General features: G+C 61.8%; 12 protein-coding genes. 3 read left to right on the top strand and 9 right to left on the bottom strand.

What is annotated here, in order from left to right:
* Window positions 1-77: 77 nt before the first annotated feature.
* Window positions 78-758 (top strand): heavy metal response regulator transcription factor, encoded by a 681-nt coding sequence (locus ISP20_RS02215; protein WP_204634423.1) that lies wholly within the window; start codon window positions 78-80, stop codon window positions 756-758.
* Window positions 758-2149, top strand: a complete 1392-nt coding sequence (locus ISP20_RS02210) for a heavy metal sensor histidine kinase (RefSeq protein ID WP_204634422.1) — start codon at window positions 758-760, stop codon at window positions 2147-2149. The genes ISP20_RS02215 and ISP20_RS02210 overlap by 1 nt, the downstream gene beginning before the upstream one ends.
* An 85-nt stretch (window positions 2150-2234) precedes the next feature.
* Here the strand turns inward: ISP20_RS02210 and ISP20_RS02205 are convergent, their stop codons facing one another.
* The 5 genes from ISP20_RS02205 to ISP20_RS02185 form a co-directional block, all read right to left on the bottom strand.
* Window positions 2235-3506, bottom strand: coding sequence for an amidohydrolase family protein (locus ISP20_RS02205; protein ID WP_204634421.1), 1272 nt, complete (start codon window positions 3504-3506; stop codon window positions 2235-2237).
* 11 nt (window positions 3507-3517) lie between these two features.
* Window positions 3518-4078: a TetR/AcrR family transcriptional regulator gene (locus tag ISP20_RS02200; RefSeq protein ID WP_204634420.1), complete on the bottom strand. Its 561-nt coding sequence runs from the start codon at window positions 4076-4078 to the stop codon at window positions 3518-3520.
* 73 nt (window positions 4079-4151) lie between these two features.
* On the bottom strand, window positions 4152-5177 hold the full coding sequence (locus ISP20_RS02195) for an alpha/beta fold hydrolase (RefSeq protein ID WP_204634419.1): 1026 nt from the start codon (window positions 5175-5177) through the stop codon (window positions 4152-4154).
* Between the two features lie 314 nt (window positions 5178-5491).
* Window positions 5492-6028, bottom strand: coding sequence for a hypothetical protein (locus ISP20_RS02190; protein ID WP_204634418.1), 537 nt, complete (start codon window positions 6026-6028; stop codon window positions 5492-5494).
* Between the two features lie 261 nt (window positions 6029-6289).
* Entirely contained in the window at window positions 6290-20677 is a 14388-nt protein-coding gene (locus ISP20_RS02185) for a non-ribosomal peptide synthetase/MFS transporter (RefSeq protein WP_239535171.1), read from the bottom strand.
* Window positions 20678-20801: 124 nt separating this feature from the next.
* Here ISP20_RS02185 and ISP20_RS02180 point away from each other — a divergent pair, with 124 nt between their 5' ends.
* Window positions 20802-21584, top strand: a complete 783-nt coding sequence (locus ISP20_RS02180; protein WP_204634413.1) for a 4'-phosphopantetheinyl transferase family protein — start codon at window positions 20802-20804, stop codon at window positions 21582-21584.
* Between the two features lie 110 nt (window positions 21585-21694).
* Here the strand turns inward: ISP20_RS02180 and ISP20_RS02175 are convergent, their stop codons facing one another.
* From ISP20_RS02175 to ISP20_RS02160, 4 genes are all read right to left on the bottom strand, one after another.
* Window positions 21695-21952 carry a hypothetical protein gene (locus ISP20_RS02175; protein WP_204634412.1) on the bottom strand — a complete coding sequence of 86 codons (258 nt, stop codon included), beginning with the start codon at window positions 21950-21952 and terminating at the stop codon, window positions 21695-21697.
* A 62-nt stretch (window positions 21953-22014) separates the two neighbouring features.
* Window positions 22015-22263: a hypothetical protein gene (locus tag ISP20_RS02170; protein WP_204634411.1), complete on the bottom strand. Its 249-nt coding sequence runs from the start codon at window positions 22261-22263 to the stop codon at window positions 22015-22017.
* A gap of 631 nt (window positions 22264-22894) precedes the next feature.
* On the bottom strand, window positions 22895-23266 hold the full coding sequence (locus ISP20_RS02165; RefSeq protein WP_204634410.1) for a hypothetical protein: 372 nt from the start codon (window positions 23264-23266) through the stop codon (window positions 22895-22897).
* A gap of 73 nt (window positions 23267-23339) precedes the next feature.
* The gene (locus tag ISP20_RS02160) at window positions 23340-24020 is read right to left on the bottom strand and encodes a hypothetical protein (protein WP_204634409.1); all 681 of its coding nucleotides are present in this window, start codon (window positions 24018-24020) and stop codon (window positions 23340-23342) included.
* Window positions 24021-24057 lie beyond the last annotated feature (37 nt).

The following is a 24057-nucleotide window of genomic DNA, read 5'->3' as shown; positions in this document are numbered from 1 at the left end:
GGCTTCCTGACAAATCTGTAATCACGCTCCCGGGGCACCCCGCGTATGATCGGTTCAGGCACCACGCGAGAGTTCCCATGCGCCTGCTGGTTATCGAAGACGAGAAGAAGGCCGGCGAGTACCTGAAGAAGGGACTCGAGGAATCCGGCTTCACCGTGGATGTGGCGGCCAACGGCATCGACGGCTTGCACCATGCGCTCGAAGAGGCTTATGACCTGGTCGTACTGGACGTCATGCTTCCAGGCATCGATGGCTGGGAGGTGCTGCGCCGTATTCGTGCAAAGAAGGACACGCCGGTGCTGTTGCTCACCGCCATCGATGAGTTGGAAGAGCGCGTGCGCGGGCTGGAACTCGGCGGCGACGATTATCTGGTGAAGCCGTTCGCCTTCGTGGAACTGCTGGCGCGTATCCGCACCCTGCTCCGCCGCGGCCCGCCGCGCGATATCGAGCACGTCCATATCGGCGACCTGGAAATCGACGCCGTTCGCCGCCGCGTGCGCCGAAGCGGCCAGCGCATCGATCTGACGCCCAAGGAGTTCGCATTGCTGCAGCTCCTGGCCAGACGGCGTGGCGAAGTGTTGAGTCGCACGCAGATCGCGTCCTACGTGTGGGACATGAATTTCGACAGCGACACCAACGTGGTCGAGGTCGCCATCCGCCGCTTGCGCGCGAAGATCGATGATGGCCACGACCTCAAACTCATCCATACCGTTCGCGGCATGGGCTACGTGCTCGACGAAGACCGCGAGGCCGGCTGATGCGCAGCCTTTCCCTCAGTACGCGCCTCACCGCCACCTTCACGGTGATCACGGCGGTGTGCTTCATTCTGGTGGGATGGCTTCTGTACCGGGCGGCCGAGCAACGCATCTATGCGCAGGACGAGACGAACCTCGTGCTCTCTGCTCGCCATCTACGGCGGTTTGTCGCCGAGCTGGACTCCATAGCCGACCTGAAGGCCCATCAGGATCGCATGGTGGTCAGCGTCCTGGGCGATCCCAGCAATGCACTGCGCATCGTCGATGACACAGGGCAGATCATTGCCGACCACAACCCGACGGGCTTCCCCGTCGATCTGCAACCCGCGGTGCCCACGGGGCAGCGAATCCTCACCAGCATGCTGCGCACGTGGCGTGACGATCATGGCTTGTCCATACGGGGCGTGGCGGTGACCGGGCAACTGCGCGACGGTACACACGTGACCATTGCCGTGGCACGCTCGCTTGCCGATCGTGAAGCACTGCTGCGGCACTATCGGCGCGACATGGCGCTGCGCCTGCTGGCCGGCCTGATCGCAGCGATCGTGCTCAGCCACCTGCTGGTGCGCCGCGCACTGCGACCGTTGCGCTCCATGGCCATCGATGCCGCCACCATCCATGCGCAGAGCCTCCACAAGCGCTTGACGGCAGGCAACGCGCCGGCCGAGTTGCATGCGCTGTCGGGCGCCTTGAATGACATGCTCGATCGCCTCGAGGGCGGCTTCGCTCGCGTCTGGCAATTCACGGTGGATCTCGCCCATGACCTGCGCACGCCCATCGGGAACCTACGCGGCACCAACGAAGTGGCGCTCGCGCATCCGCGCACACCGGCCGAATACCAGGCCCTGCTCGGCTCCAACATCGAAGAGTGCGACCGCGTCAGCCGCACCATCGAAAGCGTGCTGTTCCTGGCCCGCGCGGACAATCCTCAGTTTGCACTTCAGCGCGCGCCACTCGACGTCGGCACGGAACTGGAGCGCATCACCGAGTACTTCGAAGGGTTGGCCTCGGAAGCCGGGGTCCATATCAAGGTGCAGGGGCGCGCGACCGTTCATGCGGATCGCGACCTCTTCCGAAGGGCGGTGGGAAATCTTCTGTCCAACGCCCTGCGCTATACCCCGCCCGGGGAGACGATTACGCTGCTTGCCGAGCGATCCGACGGCGCCGTCATGATTGCCGTGGAGAACCCCGGCGAGGGCATTCCGCCCGAGCATCTGGCGCAGCTGTTCGACCGTTTCTACCGGGTGGATCGCTCCCGCAACGACTCGGCGAACTCCACCGGCCTTGGCCTATCCATCGTGAAAAGCATCATGGAACTCCATGGCGGCCGGGTCAGCGTGGACAGCCAGCCGCACGGCATGACCCGCTTCACGCTATGGTTTCCGGGCGACTGAGTAACGAATCCTCCCTACGAGCAAACCAACCCGTTGCACTGCGCCCCGGAAGTAGTCACTTCGGGTCATGCCTGGCATCGAAAGATCACCGGTCAGTCCCCCAGATCACCTGTCCGCCACGGATGGTGTCGCGCACGCGAGCGAAGGCGGTGGGATCGCTAGCTGGATCGCCATCGAGGAGCACGAGATCGGCGTCCATGCCCGGAGCGATGCGTCCCTTGTGCGCGGCATAGCCAAAGCGAGACGCTGGCGCGGTGGTCAACGCGACCAATATCTGGCGCCAATCGAGAGCGCCGGACATGAGGCGGTATTCCTCGGTGGTGTCGTAGGCGTCGGTGTAACCGACGTCGGTGCCGAACAGGATTTCGCCGCCAGCGGCGGAGAAATCCTTCACTTCGGAGGTGATCAGTTTGATCGTCTGCGCCAGGATCTCCGGATTCTGGTGGATTTTCTGCGACTCCCACTCGAACAGCGTCATGGTGGGAGTCAGCGCCATGTGGTGCGCGCGTATGCGTGCGATCAGTGCGGGCGTCCAGCCATAAGGATCGTGGCTGCCGTCTTCCGTCGCCGTGGTGTGCGCCAGGATGTCCACGCCGGAGTCGATCGCCACGTTGATGCCGGCATAGTTGGAAGGATGCGCGAAAGCAGGTTTGCCACGCTTATGCGCTTCGGCCACCACGACCTTGGCGATGTCCAGGCGCATGGGCAGCACGCCAATGTCACCGCCCACGATGGCGCCAGCGAATATCTTCACCGCATCCGTGCCACGGTTGAGCTGCCGCACCGCGCGGTCGGCGGCCTCTTTCGGCGTCGTGACTTCCTCGTTGGCCCAGCCGTGATCAGCCAGGTATTGCCGCACGTAGATCGGCGTACCGCCTTCGGGAAAGAACGGATCGCCGCACGTAAGAATCATGGGCCCGGCAAGCTCTCCGGATGCGATGCGCTCACGCAATGCCAGCGTGTTGTCGGTAGAGGACCCCAGATCGAAGACGGTGGTGAAGCCCCAGCGCGTCAGCATCGCCTGCAGGCCGCCTTCGAGCGCCGCCGCCTTGGCTGTCTTCGCGCCCATGAGGTCGGACGGCATGATATGGACGTGACTGTTCCAGAAGCCGGCAGTGAGAACCGCGCCGTGCGCGTCAATGACGCGAGCGCCCTTGGGAACGGAAACCTCTGAACGGGTGCCTACTTTGACGATCTTGCCGTCCTGCACGAGGACGACACCGTCACGTATCTGGGGAGCGTTGGGCGACGGATAGATCTCGGTATTCACGATGGCGAGCGGCTTGGCCATGGCCTGCCCCGATAAAGCGCAGGCGACGGCCAGCACTGCGGCCGCGATTTTTGCGATGGCACTCACTGAGTTCTCCTTCAGGAAAAGGATTGAAGACAATGGCGGAGCTGGGCGCGAAACAGCGTCCGGAACTGTTTGTCGCTGGAAAAGCGCTTGGCGCGCTGCATGGAGACCAGCCCCTGCGCCATGCCTGCGAGCGCCAATGCGACATCCACCGCTGGCGTGCCGCCGAGACGTCCGTCCGCTTTGGCCTGGTCGATCCTGACCATGATCATCGCGATGACCGGCGAACGGCCCGCTACGAAGTCATCGGGATAGCGCCGGGCCTCGGGGGCCGGAAGGAAGAAGGCGGCGTCGAACCTGTGTGGTTGGGTGAGCGCGAATTTGAGGAACGCCTCGATCACCGCCTCCAGCCACTCCATCGGATCTTCGGCCCGGATGGCGCGGACGACCTTCTCCCAGGCGGCGAGGCCGTCATCCATCAGCGCGTTCAAGAGGGCATCCTTGTCGGCGAAATGCCGATACATCGCCATGGTCGAGACGCCGGCGCGTGCCGCCACTTTGCGCACCGAAAGCCCTTCGATCCCCTCGTGGTCGAGAATGGCCCTGGCGGCGTCGAAGATGCGGTCTTTGCTCATGTGTACATCGTACGCTCATAAGCGTACGCTGTACACAGCCATTCGGCGACCTTCTTCCGGAGGCGGCCGCGCGTCAGTGTGCCTGTGTCGCCGTTTGCGTCAGCAGGGCATCCACGGCGTTGGCCACGGCCACTGGCTGGTCCAGTTGGATATCGTGCGACGCATGGTCGACCAGGATGCGTCGGCCGTGGGTTGTCGTGGCTAGAATCTTCGCCTGGGTGGCGTCTCTCGCTGCTTCCAGCGTCCCGCGAATGTCGCCAGGAGCATCCGCATAAGTGTCGGAGGCAGTCAGTACGGTCACGGGCAATGCGCCCAAGGTTTCCCTGGGCGATACGGGCTGACCATAGATGACAGCGTTGTCCCGAAGTTCCGATTCCAAGGTGCGCCAGAACACCGGCTTGAATTTATATGCAGCAATGCTTGCATTCACCTTGGCGCTTGCGGCTGGATTGCCGCCGGCCACGCACGCCGCCAATGCGGACGGTGGCGAAGCCAGCTGATGTTTTTCGGCACCGGCTTCGCACTGGTGGATAAAGCTAAAGCGTTGCTCGCTCATCTGGGCCTCTTGCTTGGCCCACTCCGGCGCAACTGACGCTACATCCTGAGCTGGCGGGTCAATCAGGACCAGCCCATTCAAATCGGCTGGATATCGCTGCGCGTACAGTCGAGCGATATTGCTTCCCCTTGAGTGCCCGACCAGCAGCAATGGCGTATGTAACTTTGCGTGTTGGATCAAAGCATGCAAGTCCGCAACCTCGGCGGCCAGGTCTCGCGGCAATGGACCGCCGTCGCTGAAGCCATAACCGGCCCGATCGTACGAACACACCTTGGCCGACGCTGCCAGCAGCGGCTGCAACTTGAACCAGGTCGTGGTGTCGGCATGCGAGCCGGCTTCGAGAATCACGGTCTGGGGACCGTTGCCTTCGCAGCGTAGATTCAAACTTCGGCCCGGCGCGATCGCGACGAGGGTTCCCGCCTTGGCATAGCTGTCCGGAATGCGCTCGGGAACCGCTGCAAGCTCGGCGCTGCCAGCATGTGCGCAGCCCGCCAAAGCCATCCACAAGGTTACGTGTCCTGCCTTACGAAACGTTCCGTTCAAGGCTATCCCTCCGATGTGTGGCAACTCACCGAGCCGCCGGCTCAGTGCACATATCGACTCAACCGGCGCTGGAAAGTTCGCTACGGCGGGTACGAAGGCCATCGTGACCCAGGCCTCCCACCGGCACGCCTCGATCATGCATGTTGATGTTTCGCGGGATCGCTAAGGCAATAGGTACAGCGACTGCGGGGTCAACGTGCGCTTTTCGTCGACCTTTCAAAGAACTGAGAAAAGGCGCCTCTACCCCTCACTTGGGTCGAAGGTCGGCGCACACTGATCCTATGGGGCAAGCCATCGCCGGAGTTCAGATATCTTCACTTGAGCTCAAACGACGTGCGAAGCGGCACACTGGCCTTCCGGACATTGTCCTTCAGCAAGACGCGCAACACCCACGTGCCCGAAGAATCGCTGGAATCGCCAGTCCATCCGATAACCGAGGGGGCCAGGAAAGTATGGGTAACGGGTTCGTGGATGGCACCCTTGAAACAGGGTACGTCCAGCTGATGAAACGATGACTTCCCGTCGGGCCGAAGCACATCGATATCGCATGTTATATCTGCGGTGCCGTCCTCCTTTAAGAGGGGGTTGGCAAAGAAGATCAGGAAAAAAACCTGTTGCCCTCTGGGAACAATTTTCGCCACGGAGAAATGGGGAACGGTGTCGGATGGCGTTTGCCATTTGGCCTGCCAATCCGCATCTGGCGTGACCACCAATGAACCGCCGAATCCGTTGACCGACCGCCGGGAGTCAGTGTCACGTGCCGGATGCCCGTGCTCGTCTCTCCACCCGTCCTGGCAAAACGCTGGGAAGCACAGCAAGCTCAGAAGTAGAAAACTCAGTAGCTTTGACATGGATCCCCCATCCAGTTGAAAGCCACGCCAGTGTTCAGGCGTTTCCCGGTGGCGTCAATCCGTGCAGGAACGACTTCTTCCGGTTGCGGATTCTTCCGTTCGATGCAACACACCGAAGACTGCGCGAACAGCGGCGTGTTGCATCAAGCTGTTGAAGCGAACATTCCCTCGTTTGTGGACTCTGCTCCACTTACCCCTGGCAACGAAGATCCATCTCGGCAGCATGCTGACGTCGTGCCGCAAGGCCGAAGCCGCGCAGGTTCAACGCGCGGCTTGGAGACTCCTATCCGCCTTCGCCTGGATCTTGTCCTTGTCGGCTTCGATGACGTCGTCGGCAATCGCGTCGGGCAGGATGTCCTCCAGGCATCGGATCGGGCGATACGAGTACGCGGCCACGCTCCACAACACCACGAACGCGCCTGACAGCATCAGGATGAGCCCAATGCCACGGCCGGGGCCCATGCCGGTCAGCCAGGCAAACGTCGACGCCCACTCCCCTCCCTTCGCCATCAGGGGCTCGAAGACCCGGTCGGCGAGCGGGCCGGCGGCCAGATAGCCGAGCGGTACCGTGGCCTCCATCAACATGAAGTTGGTGGCGATCACGCGCCCCTGCAGTTCCTGGCCGACCTTCGCCTGGATGGTGGAGATCCAATGGGCGTTCGCCAAGGCCAGGGCAAAACCAAAACCGAACATGCCCAATGCCTGGATCAACACGGCGGGGTTGGAGCCCGCGATGGCGATGCACAATCCGGACAGGAGCACGCTGCCCAAGGCGCCGTCGATGCGACGACGGGTGCCGCCCCAGATGCTCATCACGGTGCTGCCGGCGAGTATGCCCGCGCCGTTCGCCGCCATGACGACGCCCAGCGACGCCGGATTGCCGGAAGCCAATACGAGTGGCGTGACCAGGGATTCGATGAGTCCGGCAACGAAGTTGGCGATGGTGGTCATCAGGATCATCGCAACCAGGCTGTGACGCTTGATGATGTAGCGCCAGCCTCCGATCATTTCCTTGAAGAAGGGTTCCTCCCGCCGCTCGAACAGGCTGTCGGGGAGTCGCACGGAAAGAAGCGCCGATACGGCAATCAGGAAGGTCACGAAGTCGGTCATCACGATGCCGCCGAGACCGATCAGGCCCATCAACGCACCCGCCAACGCCGGACCGAGGAAAGCGCCCAGGCCGGTACCGAGCTGCACGAACCCGTTGGCCTTGCCGTAATACCGCTTGGGCACGATCTGCGTCACCACGGACATGTACGCCGGCAACCGGAACGCATTGGCCACCGCGATCACCGCAGCGATGACATAGACGTGCCATATCTGCAGATGGTTGGTCCAGATCAGGGCTGCCGTGGTCGCCGTGGATAGTCCGGCGAGGCAGTTGTTGACGACCATGATCTTCTTTCGATCGATGCGGTCGGCGAGCGTGCCCGCGATGGGAGCAAGCGCGATTGCCGGCAGGATGATGAAAACCATCATCAAGGCATAGCTCGAGACGAGGGCGGTCTTCTGATAGACCCAGACACCCAGGGCGAAGGAGGTCAAGGTGCTTCCGATCACCGAGATGATCTCGCCGATGGCGACGGTGAAGAACGTCCTCAGGCTCGGCTTGGCGACCGTCTTTTCAGTTTTCGCGGGCGCCTCATCGAGGTGCGGTTTCGCCATCGGTTCCGGCAGCGCTACCGGCTCTTCCCGGGACTGCGCAATGCCGGCCTCGATGATCTCGCCGAGATCGCCCGGTTGGTGCTTGATGAAATAGTGGCCGGCCTTCGGGATCACCGCATAATCGACGAAGTCGCTGAAGTATTCCCACTCGCGGTAACGTTCCTGATACAGCGTGGTGGCGCGATCCATTTCGCCGATCACGCTGGTCAAGGGCGTCTTGAGCTTCTGGAACGGCGCGCTGTAGAGCTGGGTGTAGAAGTCTTCGATCTCCTGGTGCTCGCGCACGAAGTGCCCCATCACGAAGTCCTGCTGTGCCTTGTCGGTGATCTCGTCGAAGAAACCGAAGGATTTGAGCAGGTCGAAGGCGGAGCGATCGGACGCCCACTTGTGGATCGGGAAGACCCTGCGGAAAAACTCGAACACCTTTCCGGACAGGTGCGGCGTCGGGAAATGTCCGCCGATGAAAAGCCTCGAGATCTCCACGCCTGCCTGCTCGAGTTCGGCCGCAATGGCAATCGTCAGAGCGCCGCCGGCGCAGTGGCCGTAGAACGCGATAGGTCCGGTCACGTCGCGGCGTATTTCTGCGGCACAGCGACGGGCGATTTCCTCGAGAGGCAGCGTCTGCTCGTCGCGTCGACCGAAATCGTGCCCCGGTATCTCCAGACCCAACACCTTGCAGCCCGGCGGCATGACCCGGGCCAGCGGCTGATACGAGATCGGCCCGCCACCGGGGAACGGTATGCAGATGAGCGTCAACGTCTTCCGTTCGGCGGGAATGGGCTTGGTGAGTTCGTGCAGCATCCCATCCGATGTCGACCTGCCACCGGAGATGCGCTCGGCAAGTTGTCGCACGGTCGGATACTTGAACAGTTCCGTGACGCCGATGCCGCTGCCGATCCGGCCAACCACACGGAAGGCCTTGAACGATTCGCCACCGAGGTCGAAGAAATTGTCGTTGATGCCGATGTTCTCGATGCCGAGAACCTCGGTCCAGATCTGGGCAATACGGGTCTCTTGCTCGTTGCGCGGCGCCTGGAAATCCGACTCGGCACGGATGGGCGCTAGGTCGGGTGCCGGCAACGCCTTGCGATCGAGCTTGCCGTTGGGCAGCAATGGCATGGATTCCATCCAGACGAAGGCCTGGGGAACCATGTGCTTGGGCAATTGCGCGGAGAGGTGTGTCCTGAGCACTTCGGCTTTGAAGGCCTGCGGCGCCACATAGTAGGCGACGAGGGCTTTGTCGCCGGGCACGTCCTCACGCGCGAGCACTAGCGCCTCGCGAATGTCCGGGTGCTCGGTCAGTTTGGTCTCGATCTCGCCGAGTTCGATGCGGAAGCCGCGGAACTTCACCTGGTGATCGTTGCGGCCGAGAAACTCGATGTTGCCATCGGGCATCCAGCGGACCAGATCGCCGGTGCGGTACATGCGCGCGCCGGTGCTGCCGCAGAACGGATCGCGCACGAAGCGTTCCGCCGTCAGCTCGGGTCGATTCACATAGCCGCGCGCCACGCCCGCCCCGCCGATATAAAGCTCGCCCGCCACGCCCACCGGCACCGGGTGCAGGTGCGCATCGAGGATATAGGTCTGCGTATTGCCGATGGGCTGACCGATTGGTGCGTTGCGATGAAGATCCTTCATCGGCGCGTACGCGCTGGAGAACACCGTGGTCTCGGTGGGTCCATAGCCATTGACGATCTTCACCCCACGTCCCGGCTTGGACGACTGGATGCGATGCAACGTCGATTCCAGCAGCGGCTCGACGCCAACCAGCAGGTAGTCGAAGGGAAGTTCCAGCCCGGAGCCCGCCATCAGTTCATCCATCTGGCGAACGAAGAACGGCGGCAGATAGGCGAAGTTGATTCGATGCTGCGCAAACCATTCGAACAGCAGCGTCGGCTCACCGCGGATATCGTCGGGCACGATATTTACCGTCGCGCCCACGGACAGCGGAACGAACAGCTCGAACACGGAGACGTCGAAGCTGAAACTCGTCCACAGCGACGCCTGCAAAGGCGTGGTCCTTTCCAGATCCTCGAAACGATGCAGGCAATCGGTCATCAGGTTGATGACGTTGCGGTGCTCGACCATGACGCCCTTGGGCGTTCCGGTGGATCCCGATGTGTAGATCACATAGGCGAGGTTGGAAGCATGGAGCCCGATCGCATGCGTTGCTGGATTCGTGTCCGGCTGATCGGCGAAGGACTGCGCCAGGTCCAGCACGGGCATGTTGCCGTCGAGCGCGTCCGCGACGCCCTCGGGCAGATCGCCCAGCGTCAGCAGCGCCTTCGGAGCGCTGTCGGCGAGGATGTGCTTGAGTTGCTGCTGCGGATAGGTGGGGTCCATCGCCACGTAGGCAGCGCCTGCCTTGAGCGTTCCCAGTAGCCCGACCAGCATGTCGAGGCCCCGCTCCAGGCAGATGGCCACGCGGTCGTCCGGCTTTACGCCGATGGCTCTCAGTCGATGGGCCAGTCGATTCGCGCGTCGGTTGAGCTCCGCATAGGCAAGGCGCTCACCCTTGAAGGCGATAGCAGTTGCATCCGGCGTGCGCGATACCTGATCCTCGAAGATCTCGTGCACGCAGCGGTGACTCGGATACGGCGATGCCGTGGCGTTCCATGCTTGCGTGACGAGCGCGTGCTCCGCCTGGCCGAGGATCGGAATCGATGCGAGCGGACGAGCGTCGTTCTCGGCCATGCCGGCGAGCAACGCCTGGTAGTAGCCGGCTATCCGTTCGACGGTCTCCCGCTTGAACAGTGCCGTCGAGTACTCCAGCGCGCCTTCGAACTGCCCGTTCGATTCGCGCAGCGATATCGACAGATCGAACTTCGCCACCTTGTAGCTCGTGCCATCCAACGGCTCGGACGTCACGCCCGGCAACTGCGGACGAAGTCCGCCGTCTTCTTCCCAGGAGAACGCCACCTGGAACAACGGGCTGTGCGCGACATTGCGAGCAGGATTGACCAGCTCAACCACCTGCTCGAAAGGCAGGTCCTGGTTCTCTTGCGCGCCCAGCGAACAGGCCCTCACCCGATCCAGAAAACCGGCGACCGTGGGGTCACCCGACAGATCCAGTCGCAGCGCCAGGGTGTTCACGAAGAAACCGATCAGGCCTTCGATCTCTGCACGGCCGCGGTTCGCTGCTGGCGTGCCGACGACCACGTCGTCCTGCCCCGAAAGCCTGGACAGGAGCGCCGCCCATCCCGCCAGCAGAACCATGAATGGCGTCGCTCCATGACGCAGGCCCATGGACTTCAACGCCTTTGTGACCGTGCCGCTTACCACCAGCGGCACGGAGTCGCCCGCATAGCTTTGCTCGGGAGGGCGTGGGTAATCGATCGGCAAGGTCAGCAGTTCCGGCCCGCCAAGCAGGGAGGTTTTCCAGTACGCCTCCTGCTTCCTGAGCAACTCCCCGGACAGCCATGTTCTCTGCCACACCGCATAGTCGGCGTAGTGCAGATCCAAGGGCGGCAGCGGATCTTCTTCGCCCTTCGCGTAGGCCTCGTAGAGTCGGCCCAGTTCACCGACGAACACCCCCATCGACCAGCCGTCCGAGACAATGTGGTGCATGGTGATGAGCAGCGCGTGACGGTCTTCCGCCTCGCGTACGAGCAGACCGCGAATCAGCGGGCCGTGTTCGAGGTCGAAACGGGCCGCGATGTCGACGTTCGCCAGGCGTACCATCTCTTCGGCGTTGGCGGCTGTCTTTTCCGTCAACGCGAAGCCACCTTCTGTCGGCGATGCGATCCGCTGCCTTGGCTCGCCATCGATGGCAATGAAAGCGGTGCGAAGCGATTCGTGACGCGCGACGATACGATCGAGCGCCCGACGCAGCGCCGCGACATCGAGCGGCCCCTCTAGTTTCAGCCCGTAGGGCACGTGGTACGCGGCGGCCGCACCGTCGATCTGCGCCAGGAACCACTGCCGACGCTGGGCAAAGGACGTGGGCAGCAGTTCCCCGCGATCCGCCCTGGTCATCGGAGGAAGCTGGGCAGGCGCCGCCTCGGCCACCAGGCCGGCCAACTCAGCCAGCGTCGGGTGGCTGAACATGGCGCTGATCGGCACGTCGACATTCAACTTCACACGCAGCCGCGAGACCACTTTGGTGGTCAGCAGCGAATGTCCGCCGAGTTCGAAGAAGCCGTCCTGTCTTCCGATCCGCTCGACCTTCAGCAGCTCCGACCAGATGGCCGCGAGCACCGTTTCGAACTCGCCGACAGGCGCTTCGTAATCGCGTGAGGCGTAAGCCGTTCCCTCGGGAGCGGGCAACGCCTTTCGCGCCAACTTGCCATTCGGGTCGAGCGGGAAGGCTTCCATTCGAATGAAAGCCGCAGGAATCATGTGGCCGGGCAGACGATCGGACAGATGACCGCGGAGTGCCTCGACCTTCAAGTCGGTTCCACCGACGTAATACGCGACGAGACGCTTGTCGCCAGGGACGTCCTCGCGTGCGAGCACAACCGCTTCTTGCAGCCCGGCATATTCGCGCAACCGGGCTTCGATCTCGCCGAGCTCGATGCGGAACCCGCGAATCTTCACCTGGAAATCGTTGCGCCCCAGGAAATCGATGGTGCCGTCCGGACGCCAGCGGCCCAGGTCACCCGTCTTGTACATCCGGGCACTCGCATCCGTGCTGAAAGGATCGTCGAGGAAACGCTCGGCGGTCAGCTCGGGCCGATTCAGATAGCCGCGCGCCACGCCTGCGCCACCGATGTACAGCTCGCCAGCGACGCCGACAGGCACCGGCTCGCCGTGAGCGTCGAGGATGTAGATACGGGTGTTCGACATCGGCCGGCCGATCGGCGGCGTACCGGCAAAGTCCGACGGGCAGTCGTACAGCGAGGCCACCACCGTTATTTCGGTCGGGCCGTACGCGTTGACCAGGCGTCGCCCGTTCGCCCATCGCCGCACAATGTCTTGCGTCAGCACGTCGCCGCCCACAACAAGCAAGGTGAGCGTTTCGAGAGCTTCCTCCGCGGGAATGCCGGCCAGCACGGCAGGCGGGAGCAGCGCGTGGGTGATGGCGGCCGAGCGGATGCACTCGACCAGGCTTTCCCCGGCCAGGGGAATGTTCGATGCAGGGATGACGAGCGTCGCACCGCTACTGAATGCCAAGAGCATCTCGAAGACGCAGGCATCGAAGCTGTAGGAGGCAAACTGCAGCACGCGGCTGCCCTGCCCTGTCTCGAAATGCGCGGCTTGGGCTGCGATCAGATGGCAGGCGCTTTGGTGCTCGACCATCACACCCTTGGGCTTTCCCGTGGAACCCGAGGTGTAGATCACGTAGGCCAGATTCGCCGGCGAGAGCCCAACCTCTGCCGGCGGAAGATCCGTCGTGGCGCACTCCGGCAGCGCGTCGAGATCCAGGATCGGTACGTCGCCTGCAATGTCGGGACAGTTCCCCTTGACCAGCAACATGACGGGCGCGCTGTCGTCGACGATGTACCGCAGGCGCTCCATTGGATAGTTCGGGTCGAGCGGCACGTACGCGCCGCCCGCCTTGAGGATGCCGAGAACGCCGATCACCCGCTCGAATCCGCGGTCGATGCAGATCGCCACGCGGTCGTCCGGTTTCAGGCCAAGGGCGCGCAACCTGTGCGCCACTTTGTTTGCCGCGACGTTCAGTGCCTCGTAGCTCAGCGAAGCTTGGCCAAACTCCAGGGCCACGGCCGCTGGAGCAAGCCTGGCTTGTTCCTCAAAGAACTCATGGATGCAGCGATCCCGGCGATAAGGCGCCTCGGTCGTGTTGAACGTTTCCACGACTTGACCGCGAGCCTCCACGGAGAGCATCGGCAAGCGGCTGACGCTCAACCCATCGTCCGCAACCATGCCTTCCATCAGCGTTCGATAGCAGCTGGCGATTCGTTCCATCGTCGCCGGATCGAACAAGGATGTGGCGTACTCGAGGGTGGCTTCGACGGCGGATGGGGATTCCTTCATCGACAAGGTCAGGTCGAATTTGGAGATCAGGTAATCCGTCGGCCTGCGTGGCGTTACTTGCAGGCCCGACAATGCCAGAGCCTCCTGGTCATCCTTCTCCCAGGTGAACATCACCTGGAACAGCGGGTTGTACGCCAGGGACCGGGTGGGATTCACCAGCTCAACGACTTGTTCGAACGGAAGATCCTGATGCTCCTGCGCTTGCAACGCTTGCGTCTTCACGCGCTGCAGGAGCTTAGCCACCGAAGGATCGCCGGAGAGATCCAACCGCAACGCCAATGTGTTGACGAAGAAACCGATGAGCCCTTCGATTTCCGCCCGTCCCCGGTTGGCGGCCGCCGTGCCCACGACGATATCGTCCTGGCCGGCGAAGCGGGATAGCAGGATCGTCCAGCCCGCAAGCAGCGTCATGTACATGGTGGCGCCGTGGCGCGCACTCAGCGCCCGCAGGGAACGCGCCAGTGCTTCGTCCAGGACGAACGACATGCGCCGGCCCGCGTAGCTTTGCTCCGGTGGCCTTGGACGATCCGTCGGAAGCGAAAGAAGCTCCGGCGCGCCAGCCAGCGCGGATCGCCAATAATCCGCCTGCGCTTCCAGCAGACGTCCCGAGACACAGGCTTCCTGCCAGACGGCATAGTCGGCGTACTGCACGGTCAATGGCGGCAGTGGATCGGACGCGCCCTTGGCATAGGCGTTGTAGAGCGCGCTCAGCTCCTTGGCGAACACGCCCATCGACCAACCGTCCGAGACGATGTGATGCATCGTGATCAGCAGCGTATGCAGATCGTCCGACTCGCGCAGCAGCCGGCCGCGAACCGGCAGCGCCCGCTCCAGATCGAAGGGCGCCAACTCTTCTTCCCTGGCCAGCGTGACCAGGTCCTCGGGCGTCCTCGCTTCCATCTCGAGCAAGGGAAAGCCATGTTCTAGCGCCGAGCCGATGCGCTGCACCGGCTCGCCATCGACCCGCACGAAGGTCGTGCGCAAGGCCTCGTGGCGCTCGATGATCCGGTCCAGCGCGCGGCGCAGCGCTTGCCTGTCGAGCCGCCCCTGCAAGCGCAACGCATAAGGGATGTAATAGGCCTCGCTGCCGCCCTGCATCTGCGCCAGGAACCACAGGCGCCGCTGGGCAAACGACAGCGGAAGTTTTTCGTGACGCTGTACCTTGGTCACCGGCGGGAGCCGGTCGGCAGCGGCGCCCGACACCAGGCGCGCGAAGTCGGCGAGTACGGGCGAGGCGAAAAGCGCGTTCAATGGAACGTCGACACGGAGCGCCGTTCGCAAGCGCGAGATCACCTGCACGATCAGCAGGGAGTGTCCACCCAGCGCGAAGAAGCTGTCGCGGCGCCCGATCCGATCCACCTTGAGCAGTGCCGACCAGATCGAGGCAATGAGCGTCTCGGTCTCGTCAGCGGGGGCTTCGTACTCACTCGTCGCATAGGCATCCGCGTCAGGAGCAGGAAGCGCCCTCAGGTTGAGTTTTCCATTGGACGTCAAAGGCAGCGCCTGCATCGGCACATAGGCCGCCGGCACCATGTAGGCGGGCAATCGGCGTGAGAGCTGACTTCTGAAATCCTCGGCAGCGATGGTTCCGCTCGTCACGAGATAAGCGACCAACTGCGGTTCGCCTACTCTGCCTTCGCGCGAGACGACCGCGGCCTCTCGAACGGCGGGAAGCTCCAGCAGTGCCGCCTCGATTTCCCCAAGCTCGATGCGAAAGCCGCGAATCTTCACCTGGAAATCGTTGCGGCCCATGAACTCGATGGTTCCGTCCGGCAACCAGCGTCCCATGTCGCCGGTTTTGTACATCCGCCCCGCGGGATCGTCGCCGAACGGATCGGCGACGAACTGCTGCGCGGTCAGTTCAGGGCGATGCAGATAGCCTCGCGCCACTCCCGCGCCGCCGATATGAATTTGCCCCACCACGCCCACTGGCACGGGCGTGTCATGCGCATCCAGGATGTAGATGCGCGCGCTTGCGATCGGGCGACCGATCGGCACGCTGGTGCCCACGGCGTCCGTTGTGCAGGGATGCATCGTGGCCCAGACGGTACCTTCGGTCGGTCCGTATTCGTTGAACACGGTGGCCTGTGGTTCGCGCAGGGCCGACTTCGCCAGGAGCGTGGGTGGACAGGCCTCGCCGGCGACGATCACCTTGGTCAGGCGTCTGTCACGATGCTGCGAATCGCTGAAATCAAGGTAATTTCCGTAAAGCGAAGGAACGCACAGTAGCGTGTCGATCCTTTGCTCGCGCAGCATATCGTCGAGCTGCGAGGCATCCCGGATCACGGACTGTTCCGCCACCACCAGCGTGCCTGCGTTGGTGAGCGTTCCGAAGATGCCCGCGACGGAGCTGTCGAAGTAGATGGGAGAGAGCAGCAGGAACCGCCCCGTCTCCCCATAGGCGGCATGCCGCGCACGTGTCGACGCGACGAGGTTGCGATGTTCGACCATCACGCCCTTGGGCTTGCCCGTCGAACCGGATGTGTAGATCACGTACGCCAGATGCTGCGGCTTCAACCCGGTCTCGGCCGCATCGAGGTTCGTCTCGGTATAGCTCTCGAACGAGAGCGCCAGATCCACCACGCGAAGGTCTTCGGGCAGACCGGCCACGAGGCCCTCAGGCAGCTCGCCCATCGTCAATAGCGCGACAGGTGCACTGTCGGACAGCAAGTGGTGCAGGCGTTCCACCGGGAGCGAAGGATCCAAGGGCACATACGCACCGCCGGCTTTAAGCACGGCCAGCGGCCCCACGATCATCTCCAGGCTCCGCTCCGCGCAGATCGCCACCAGGCTGTCCGGCCCCACCCCAAGTGCACGGAGTCGATGTGCCAACCGGTTGGCTCGCGCATTCAACGCCGCATAGGTGAGCACCTGATCCCTGTAGACCACGGCAACGGCGTCAGGCGTCTTGCGTACTTGCTGCTCGAACAGTTCGTGGATGCAAAGCTCGCTAGCATCCGGAAGGCCCAGGGGATTCCGGGCCTGCAGCACCAGGGCATGCTCGGCGTCGGAGAGAATCGGGAGTTCGGCAATTCGCGCGGCATCGTTCGACGCCATGCCTGCAAGCAGAGCCTGGTAATACCCGATCATCCGCTCCACGGTGTCCCGTTCGAACAGCGCCGTCGAATATTCCAGTTCGCCGTGGATCCCTGCACGCGTTTCCCGCATGGTGAGAATCAGGTCGAACTGCGTGGTCCGATGATCGACGTCGACCGGCGATTGCTCGATCAATCCGGGGAACTCGAGGCGCAGGCCGTCGTCGTTCTCCCATACGAACATCACCTGGAACAGCGGGCTGTAGGCAAGGCTGCGGACCGGATTAACCAATTCCACCACGTGTTCGAACGGAACGTCCTGATGCTCCTGCGCCTCGAGCGCCCGATCGCTCACGTGTCGAAGGAATTCGGCGACGGTGGGGGCATTCGATAGATCCACCCTCAACGCCAGCGTGTTCACGAAGAACCCGATGAGCTGCTCGATCTCGGCCCGCCCGCGGTTTGCCATCGGCGTGCCGATGACGACGTCGTCCTGCCCCGAGAGCCGGGACAGCAACGCAGCCCAACCCGCGAGAAGCGTGACGAACCGGGTTGTGCCTTGCCGCAGGCTCAACGCGCCGAGTGCCCGCGCTTGCGATGCCTCGAGCGCGAAATCGATCTTCGCACCCGCAAAACTTTGTTCGTCCGGGCGCGCATGATCCAGCGGCAAGGTGAGCAGTTCCGGCGCGCCTGACAACGCGTTTTTCCAGTAGTCGCCCTTGGTTCGAAGAAGATCCCCCGAGATCCATTCCTTTTGCCAGGTCGCGTAATCCGCGTACTGGATGTCCAATGGCAGCAGTGGATCGTCCGCGCCCTTCAGGAAAGCGGCGTAGAGGGCGTTCAGCTCATGCATGAAGAGCCGCATCGACCATCCGTCGGACACGATGTGGTGCATCGTGATCAACAGCGCGTGGCGGTCCGCGCCCTCGCGAATCAGCCGGCCGCGGATCAGAGGACCGTTTTCCAGATCGAAGGGCTGCGCCGCCTCGTCGTTCGCCAGCTGCGCCAGTTCCTCGGGCGATCGCGCCTCCTGCTCAAGCAGATGCATGCCGCCTGCCTGCGCGGCGACGCGCTGCATGGGCGCTCCGTCGACTACGACGAACGTCGTTCGCAGCGCTTCGTGGCGTTCCACGATGCCATTCAGGGCGCGCCGAAGGGCGATGACATCGAGCGCGCCCCGCATCTTCCATCCAAAAGAAAGATGATAGGCCTCGCTCGCTCCCTTGATCTGGGCCAGAAACCAGAGGCGCTGCTGCGCAAAGGACAAGACCTCGCACGCCTTCCGCTCCTGGCGAATCACCGGAGGAATCTGCACGGGAACGGCGCCAGCCACCCGCTCGGCGAATTCCCACAGCGTATCGCTGGTGAAAAGCGCCCGGAACGGCACGTCCACATGCAGCGCATCGCGCAGTCGCGAGATGACCTGCATCGTCAACAGCGAGTGCCCGCCGAGTTCGAGGAAATTATCGTTTCTGCCGACGCGTTCCAGCTTGAGCAGCTCGGACCAGATCGCAGCAATGGTGATTTCGATACCGTTGCGCGGCGGCTCGAACGCGCGACTGGTGAAGGCCTCGTGGGACGGCGCGGGCAAGCGCTTCGCATCCAGCTTGCCGTTGGACGTCAGCGGCAGCCTGTCCAGTTGGACGAACGCCGCGGGCACCATGTAGTCGGGAAGATGGTCGGACAGGTGCTTCCTGAGCGCATCGATCTCCAGGCGCTCGGCGCCCGAGACATACGCTACGAGGCGCTGGTTTCCCGGCGAGTCCTCCCGTGCAAGCACGGCCGTTTCCGTGACCCCGGGATACTCGGCCAGCTTCGCCTCGATCTCGCCCAGCTCGACGCGAAAACCACGCACCTTCACCTGGGAATCGTTGCGCCCCAGGAATTCGATGGTTCCATCGGAAAGCCACCGCCCAAGGTCGCCAGTCCTGTACATCCGCGCCCCGGCAACACGGCTGAAGGGATCCGCCAGGAACCGCTCGGCCGTCAGGTCGGGATTGTTGAGATAGCCTCGTGCCACACCGGCTCCAGCGATGTGAATTTCCCCGGGCACGCCCACCGGCACGGGCTGCCGATGTTCATCGAGCATATAGATGCGCGTATTGGCGATCGGGCGGCCAATGGGCGCATGCCGATGTCGTTCGGCGATCTCCTGGTACGCCGTACAAAACACGGTCGCCTCGGTCGGCCCGTAACCATTGACGATCGCCAGCCCCGGCGTGACGCTTTGAATCCAGTGCAGATCAGCTTCGGAGAGCGACTCCACGCCGACGAGAACGTGTTTGAAGGGAAGCTGCCGTCCGGAGTTCTCCAACAGCCCCTTCAGATGGCGCACAAAGAAAGGAGGCAGGAAACCGAAGCTGATCTTTCTGCGAATGAACCAGTCCAGGAGCGCGGACGGATCAGCTCGAATGGCATCGGGAACGATATGGAGGGTTCCGCCCGCCGAGAGGGTGGCGAAGATCTCGAATACGGATACGTCAAAACAAAAGCTGGCCCACAGGGATGCCTGGAACGGATGGCTTTCTCCAAAGCCTTTACATCGATCCGTCCAGTCGAAGATCAGGTTCACCAGACTCTTGTGCTCGACGGCAACCGCTTTCGGCGTGCCTGTCGAGCCCGAGGTATAGATCACATAGGCCAATGAGCCGGACGTCGAATCTCCGCTGGCAGGAACAGGATTTGTATTGGGTTGATCGTCAAAATCATCCTGCAAATCGAGTTCTGGGATGCCATGCGCCCAAACGTGAGCGCCTTCACCCTTTTTAAGCAGCACCGTTGAACCGCTGTCCTCGAGCATGAAGCGCAGGCGGTCTTCCGGGTAGTCGGGATCAAGCGGTACGTAGCAGCCCCCTGCTTTCAGAATGGCGAGAATCCCGACCATCATCTCGACACTGCGTTCCACGCAGATCGCCACGCGCGTATCTGGTTTCACGCCCAGCCATTGCAGCCGATGGGCGAGACGATTGGCCCGGGAGTTCAACTCGCCGTAGGAGAGCTGCCTGTCGCCGAACACCACCGCTTGTGCAAGGGGATTCCGGGTGGCTTGCTCCTCGAAAAGCATGTGAATGCATCGGTCGCTAGGATACGGCGCCTCGGTCGCATTCCACGTGTCGATGACCAGGCAACGCTCGGCATCGGAAATCATCGGCAGACGCGTGATGCACGCCGTCTCATCGGCCAGCATTCCCTCCAGTAGGACGCCATAGTTCTCAGCGATCCGCTCCGCGGTTTCTCGTTTGAACAGGGAGGAAGCGTAAGAAAGACGGGCCGACATCTCTCCGTCATGATGTTGGATCAACAGGGCGAGGTGGAAAGCGGCAGCATCACGCTCATGGCCAACCGGTGCACGAGTCGAGCGAGGCGATTTCCCTGTCTCGTTGCCGCCCTGATCGAGCGCAAACATCGTCTGAAACAAGGGATGATACGAAGGATTTCGAACCAGGCCCGTTAGATCGATGATCTGATCAAGAGATAGGCCGCTGTTCTCTCGTGCATTGCGCGCTTCGCTCCTGCAGCGATCCAGGAACTCGGCCACGGTCGGTTGACCCGAAAGATTTAGCCTTAGTGGAAGCGTGGGCGCGGAAGATTCATTCGGCGCTGTTTCATCCAACGGATCGCATGTCGTCCCGACAACGACATCATCCTGACATGAAAGGCGTGCAATGAGCGCTGCCCACGCAGCCAGCAGCGATATGCATGGTGCTATCCCGCGATCGTGTTCAAGCCTTTCAAGGCCGTCCCTTACCGCCCTGCCGAACGTGAAAGTCACGACACCTTCGGCACCGTCCCCTATCGCGGGGCGCGGGAAATCCGTGTGTATCGTCAGGCGTTCCGGCGCACCGAAGAGCGTGGTTTTCCAGAAGGCTTCCTGCTTCTGGGGCGATTGATCATTCCATCCATTGCCACTGCTCAATTCCCGCTCCTTGTGGAAAAATGAATCGTGTCCTTCACATAACTGACGAGCATAGTTTGCGTGCGCGCACTTCCGCAACCGATGCTGCGATGACATGTTTCAATTCTGTCGAGAGGCTACTCACACCATGTATCGTCCGGAAAAATCACGAAGCAACCTGACTTTTGTTGCGCTGCCGCGCACCGCGCGCTTGTGATTTTCTTGAACCCAGGCCCGCAACATGCACGACGATCCTTTTGACGATGCTGAAGAAATTCGATCGAACATCCCGTCAGCAGCTCCAAAAGACGGACAAGCCGTGATGCTTCGCACCACGCAATGGCTCGACCTGGGGCACGACGATCCGCGAATGCCGCCGGCTTTCGTGATTGCATTTTCCGTTGCGGCATTCACCACGTCCGCGTTCGAACAGCACGGCGTGCCGTTCCCTGCGACGCTTCAAAAAGCCGTTCCAAAACGACAGGCCGAGTTCCTCATGGGCCGGTTGGCCGCGCGCCACGCCATCGAACACCTTGGCGTGGCTGCAGCAGCGCCGGGTATCGGCACCTCGAGGGAACCACTGTGGCAGACCGGTGTGACCGGCAGCATCACGCATACCAAGGACATGGCCGGCGCTATTGCCGTCGATTCATCGACCGTGCACGGCATTGGCATCGACATCGAGAACGTCGTCGACGCGGACGCTCGTCGTGCGCTGGAAGCATTGGCGATCACCGCGGAGGAGCGGGCGCTGCTGGAGGCGCGACGGGAGCATCTTTCCGTGGATGCCATTCTCACGATCGCCTTTTCGGCCAAGGAGAGCTTCTTCAAGGGCACCTTTGGCACCGTAGGCCGCTATTTTGATTTCAGCGCTGCGAGAGTGACATCCCTGCACGTGAATTCCGGCCGCTTGACGCTAACGCTGGAGGAGGACCTCGCCCCTGCCCTGCCCAAAGGCCGCTCTTTCACAGTCTGCTTCAGGATGCTTACCCTGGACACCGTGGTGACAAGCTTCGTCTGGTGAAGAGAACGTCGTTCGCGCTTCGCTTGTGAATCGAGCGCGCATGTCTGTTTCACGACGGTTGGATCCAGATCGATCCCTCAGAGGGGGCCGCACTGGATCGGAAGCGGACATTACCCGATAGGCCTTAAGGCGGCCGGAAACGCGGATGCGGCGTCCCGCCCGACGGCTTCTTCTGTATCGCCCTTGCTTGAGCTCCAAGCACGATTGAGATGCGCGTAGACATGGCCAAGATCTATTCGAAAAGTGTCCTGGTCATAGTCCGGAGTTTGGTCGATGTCCTTCACTAGCTTGTCGAGATGCTCAAGGGCGTCAGTCAGCTCATACATGACGTCGGACCATTCAAGCGGCCGAAGCTTTCGGTCAATCATCTGGCATCCGTTTGGCCAAATCTATTGATGTGAAAATGTTTGCTACGGGTCGGAAGCGGACGCTACTTCAAATCACCGCGAAACCGGGACGTCGCTGCTATGAATTTTTCCGCGTCTTCTGGCGAAGCGAACGGGCCAACCAAATCACCAGAATGCCTGTTCTTGAATGTGGTTCCTTCAACCCATTCCTGCTCGTCGAGATATGTCTCACCACTGTGGAATTCCAGCACCGCCGCAGCTCGCTTTCCATCCACGCTGTAAAGCGTGGACGCGGTTCGGTACTCCTGCCCATGTAGCGAAGGCTTATCCATTTATTTCCTCACATTTCATGCTTATGACTGGGGGAATACAGGTGGCTAGCCGTTTCAGGAAGGTCCGCTCTGGGTCGGAAGTGGACATTACTGAGCGCGCATGCTGCGGCACTCAACAACTGGATTGTGAGGCCGGCTAAGACCCCCGCAAATTGCCGAAAATACTTTTCCGCTCCGACTTGCGAGGACTGCCTTGCAGTTGAATGGTTGCCCGATTGTGCTGAAGAGGTCCGGGGCTTGGGCTTCCCCGAAGGTGCCAAACTCAACCAGAACTTTGGCAGCGGTGACCTCTGAGGAAGCAAAACCCTCCCGAGCCAAAGACGCGAACAGATACGCCGAGTAGTGCGCGATGAGCTCCCTGGCTATTGGTCCCTCCGGCGTCGCCTTGCCATGCAGCAAATCAAGCTCGACAACCGTGTCCGGGAGACCTTCGATCTCTCGCTGAATCTGCCCAATACCCCAGTAGCCTGAAACGTCATTGTTTCGGCTCACGAAGGTACCGACGAGACCGCTGGCAATGCTCTTTAGCACACGCGAACTTGGCATATGGCTGGTTTACGGTCCTCATCCATGCAGTTTCTGAAGCGTCTGCTTCGCGTCGAAAGCGGACCTTACAAGCAAGACAATCCGCTCAAGGGACCTTGTAGCCACTCAGAAGATCGGCCGGATTGCGGAATGTAGGGCCACCAGGATGCGATACCCGCCCAGTGTGCTTATCAATGATGATTGGCTCGCCACTCTTTGCGCCGGCAATACCTATTCTCGGCGTGACCTGCCAGCTCTCTCCCCGATCGACCAGGGTGTCAGCGCTTCCGCAACCGGCGATATAGCGCCCGAAATAGATCTGAGCCATGGCACCAGCTTGATCCTGAGTCACGCCCGCCTTGAGGTTAACCCCTTCAACAACAGTCCATGCGTCAGAGCCTTGTGTCGCAGAGACGACCCAGGATCCAAAGGTCAAAGGCAACAGGACCACCACTGCAATCCATTTGGTTCGACTCATGAGTCGTCGATCTCCGGGGCCATTAGTCACCAATCTGCGTCCACTTCGGGTTGGAAGCGGACCCCACTCATCATCAGTGATGTCGCAGTCGATACATGCCGTTGAAGGTAACGTTCAATCCTCCACAAGCATGGTTATCCGCAGCGATAAGGAAGTCACCGACCACGCGAACGGCTATCTGGCAACCATCCGACTCATTCACAACTAGGTCATTTTCTGGAACCGCGGTTACGTCGAAGCCTCCGAAGTGAGGATTGGCTTCAGGTCCCCAGATGGCGTTACCTTGAAGGTGCAGTTGGTTGGCGTCGGTTGATTCAATCGTGATCCTTGCCCATTCGTTCTGCCAGACGCCAACCCATTGGCCCGGTGACTGGGCATTGCTTTTGGAAGCGTGCCAGCGCTCGGCGGGTATCCAGCCGTATTGGGTGCCAAGCTTTCCTTTACCGGGCACGCTGATACAGACCCACGGACCTGACTGCCCAAGCTTCAAGCCATTGGCTCCCGCATTCGCGGCACACGAACCCTCATTGCAGGTCGATGCCGGGTTGTCCAGCACCTGACGCAGGCCAATGGGGCGTCCTCCGGTGACCGTTCCCGCGGAAACGTCCGCGATGCGCCCGGCCACCGTGTCACCGTCCGGCTGATTGGAAGTGCAGAGCGTACTTTCCTTTGCATTGGCGCTGCCGGCGATTGCGGCCAGCAAAATCAGCAGGAACGCAGCGAGATGACGCACGGCATGTTGCTTAGGGTTCATTCGGACACTCGGTTGCGATGACATATGCGCTCCCTTA

The organism is Dyella kyungheensis (genome assembly GCF_016905005.1).
GTDB lineage: Bacteria > Pseudomonadota > Gammaproteobacteria > Xanthomonadales > Rhodanobacteraceae > Dyella > Dyella kyungheensis.
Note: the sequence above shows the minus strand (reverse complement) of the source record. Positions and strands in the feature narration are given on the sequence as shown.

What these genes read in the sequence shown, in the direction of transcription:
- ISP20_RS02215 (WP_204634423.1), top strand. Translation starts at nt 78, where the DNA reads ATGCGCCTGCTGGTTATCGAAGACGAGAAGAAGGCCGGCGAGTACCTG.
- ISP20_RS02210 (WP_204634422.1), top strand. Translation starts at nt 758, where the DNA reads ATGCGCAGCCTTTCCCTCAGTACGCGCCTCACCGCCACCTTCACGGTG.
- ISP20_RS02200 (WP_204634420.1), bottom strand. Translation starts at nt 4,078, where the DNA reads ATGAGCAAAGACCGCATCTTCGACGCCGCCAGGGCCATTCTCGACCAC.
- ISP20_RS02190 (WP_204634418.1), bottom strand. Translation starts at nt 6,028, where the DNA reads ATGTCAAAGCTACTGAGTTTTCTACTTCTGAGCTTGCTGTGCTTCCCA.
- ISP20_RS02185 (WP_239535171.1), bottom strand. Translation starts at nt 20,677, where the DNA reads ATGTCATCGCAGCATCGGTTGCGGAAGTGCGCGCACGCAAACTATGCT.
- ISP20_RS02180 (WP_204634413.1), top strand. Translation starts at nt 20,802, where the DNA reads ATGCACGACGATCCTTTTGACGATGCTGAAGAAATTCGATCGAACATC.
- ISP20_RS02175 (WP_204634412.1), bottom strand. Translation starts at nt 21,952, where the DNA reads ATGATTGACCGAAAGCTTCGGCCGCTTGAATGGTCCGACGTCATGTAT.
- ISP20_RS02170 (WP_204634411.1), bottom strand. Translation starts at nt 22,263, where the DNA reads ATGGATAAGCCTTCGCTACATGGGCAGGAGTACCGAACCGCGTCCACG.
- ISP20_RS02165 (WP_204634410.1), bottom strand. Translation starts at nt 23,266, where the DNA reads ATGAGTCGAACCAAATGGATTGCAGTGGTGGTCCTGTTGCCTTTGACC.
- ISP20_RS02160 (WP_204634409.1), bottom strand. Translation starts at nt 24,020, where the DNA reads ATGAACCCTAAGCAACATGCCGTGCGTCATCTCGCTGCGTTCCTGCTG.